Genomic DNA, 2,360 nt, shown 5'->3' with positions numbered 1-2,360 from the left:
CAGGCGGGACAGACGCGCCGAGTCGGCATCCGTGCACGGGACAGATGCGCCGGGTCGGCGGGCATTAGGGTGGCGGCATGGCTCTCGAGACCTCCCCTGAGTCGCCCGCTCCGGTGCGGCAGATCGCGAACGCGATCGGCAACTGGATCGACCGGCTCGGTGCGGTGTGGGTGGAGGGGCAGGTGGCCCAGCTGAGCCGGCGACCGGGGATGCAGACGGTGTTCCTGACGTTGCGCGACTCGGTGGCCGACATCTCGGTGCCTGTGACCTGCACCCGGTTCCTGCTCGACAGCCTCAACCCACCGCTGGTCGAGGGCGCGTCGGTGATCATCCACGCGAAGCCTTCCTACTACGCCAACCGCGGCACCCTGTCGCTGCAGGCCCGCGACATCCGTCCGGTCGGGCTCGGCGAGCTGCTCGCCCGCCTCGAGCAGCGCCGGCAGCTGCTGGCCGCCGAGGGACTCTTCGCGGCCGAGCTCAAGCGGCCGCTCCCCTTCCTGCCGACGAAGGTCGGGCTGGTCACCGCGGCCAACTCCGCGGCCGAGCGCGACGTGCTCGAGAACGCGCGGCGGCGGTGGCCGCAGGTGCGGTTCGAGGTGGCGTACGCGGCGATGCAGGGGTCGCGCAGCGCGGCCGACGTGGTCGAGAAGCTGCAGCGGCTCGACCGCGACCCCGAGGTCGATGTCATCGTCGTCGCCCGTGGCGGAGGCTCGGTCGAGGACCTGTTGCCGTTCTCCGACGAGCACCTGATCCGCGCCGTGCACGCCGCTCGCACCCCGGTGGTCTCCGCGATCGGCCACGAGCCCGACTCGCCGCTGCTGGACCTGGCTGCCGACGTACGGGCCTCTACGCCGACGGACGCCGCCAAGCTGGTCGTCCCGGACGTGGTCGAGGAGCAGCGGATCGTCGCGACCGGCCGAGACCGGCTGCGCGGCGGGATCACCGCGTTGCTCCATCGCGAGCAGACCCTGCTGGACGCGCTGCGTTCGCGCCCGGTGCTGGCCGACCCGCGCTCCCTGATCGACGCCCGGCGCGACGAGGTCACCTCGCTGCGCGACCGTGCCCGCCGCACCGTGGGGCACGCCCTCGACCGGGCGGCCGACGACATCGGCCACCATCGTGCCCGCGCCCGCGCGCTCTCACCCCTGGAGACGCTCAGGCGGGGCTACGCCGTCGCCCAGGACGCCGACGGACACGTGCTCACCAGCGTCGCCGACGCCGCCGAGGGGGCGGCCGTGAGCATCCGCCTCGCCGACGGCCGTCTGTCCGCCACCATCACCAAGACCGAGAAGACCGAGAAGACCGAGACCACCGAGGACGAAGCCGATGACTGACGGCACCGACAAGAACCTCTCCTACGAGCAGGCCCGCGAAGAGCTGGTCGAGGTCGTCCGTCGGCTCGAGGCCGGCGGCATCACCCTCGAGGAGTCGCTGGCCCTGTGGGAGCGCGGCGAGAAGCTGGCCACGCTGTGCCAGGAGTGGCTCGACGGCGCCCGGAAGAAGATCGACGCCGCGATCGCCGACGACTGACATCGCCTCGCTGGGCGCTATTTCTTCAGCGGCTCGGTGGTGAGCAGCGCGAGGTAGTCGCGTACGTCGCCGTCCTTAGGGCCCCAGAGCATCAGGGTCTGGCCGTCGACCTCGGTCGAGTAGGCGCTGTCGCCGTCGGAGTCGGACCACTCTGTCCAGGTGGTGGCGACGTCCGTCTCGATGCTGACCTCGTCGCCCTTCTTGGCCTGGGTGTCGACGTTCTTCTGGGCCAGCGCCTGCGCCGAGCGGGCGGAGAGCTCCAGGCCGACGTAGGAGGTCTCGCCCTTGACGAACGACATGGTCCAGGCCGGCTCCTCGCCGCCCTTGTAGGACGGGTCGGTGTTGGCATACCAGCCCGAGGGCAGCTCGCGCGGGTAGACGATGTCGAGGTCGGCGGCCTGAGCACTGCGTACGGCCTCGGCCCAGTCGGCCTTGTAGGTCTCGTTGGCACCGCTGACCTCGCGCTCGAGGTTGCCGCGCCACTGCACGATCAGCACGATCGGGACCACGAGGGCGAGCAGGAAGATCATCGACCCGATGAGAGCACCGAACGTACGCGGGTAGCTGCGCGCCGGGGTCTCCGGCTGCTCGCTCGTCGGCTGATTCGACGGCTGGGCGGGCTGCTGCTGATCGGTGTCGCTCACGTCCTCCATGGTCCCACTCGACCGATGTTCCCTCGAATCGTGGTCTCGACAGGCTCGACCTCCGAGTCCGCGTGTTCCGCAGATGAGGACAATCGAAGCGAGATACCTCCGCAGATGCGATACTCCTCCGGTGACCTCGTACCGCATCGCCGAAGCCGCCGATCTCCTCGGCGTCAGCGACGACAC

3 protein-coding genes are annotated in these 2,360 nt (G+C 70.5%); 2 read left to right on the top strand and 1 reads right to left on the bottom strand.

What is annotated here, in order from left to right; translation table 11 throughout:
- The first annotated feature begins 77 nt into the window (after positions 1-77).
- Both xseA and ACFVJS_RS27585 read left to right on the top strand, forming a co-directional pair.
- Positions 78-1,334, top strand: a complete 1,257-nt coding sequence (xseA, locus tag ACFVJS_RS27590; protein WP_378886737.1) for an exodeoxyribonuclease VII large subunit — start codon at positions 78-80, stop codon at positions 1,332-1,334.
- Positions 1,327-1,530: an exodeoxyribonuclease VII small subunit gene (locus ACFVJS_RS27585; RefSeq protein ID WP_378886736.1), complete on the top strand. Its 204-nt coding sequence runs from the start codon at positions 1,327-1,329 to the stop codon at positions 1,528-1,530. The genes xseA and ACFVJS_RS27585 overlap by 8 nt, the downstream gene beginning before the upstream one ends.
- Positions 1,531-1,547: 17 nt before the next feature.
- Here the strand turns inward: ACFVJS_RS27585 and ACFVJS_RS27580 are convergent, their stop codons facing one another.
- Positions 1,548-2,174: a DUF4245 family protein gene (locus ACFVJS_RS27580; protein ID WP_378886735.1), complete on the bottom strand. Its 627-nt coding sequence runs from the start codon at positions 2,172-2,174 to the stop codon at positions 1,548-1,550.
- Positions 2,175-2,360: the final 186 nt, after the last annotated feature.

It is taken from the genome of Nocardioides sp. NPDC057772 (genome assembly GCF_042798075.1).
In the GTDB taxonomy this organism is placed as follows: domain Bacteria; phylum Actinomycetota; class Actinomycetes; order Propionibacteriales; family Nocardioidaceae; genus Nocardioides.
The sequence above is the reverse complement of the archived record's forward strand: the minus strand, read 5'-3'. Positions and strand labels throughout refer to the sequence as shown.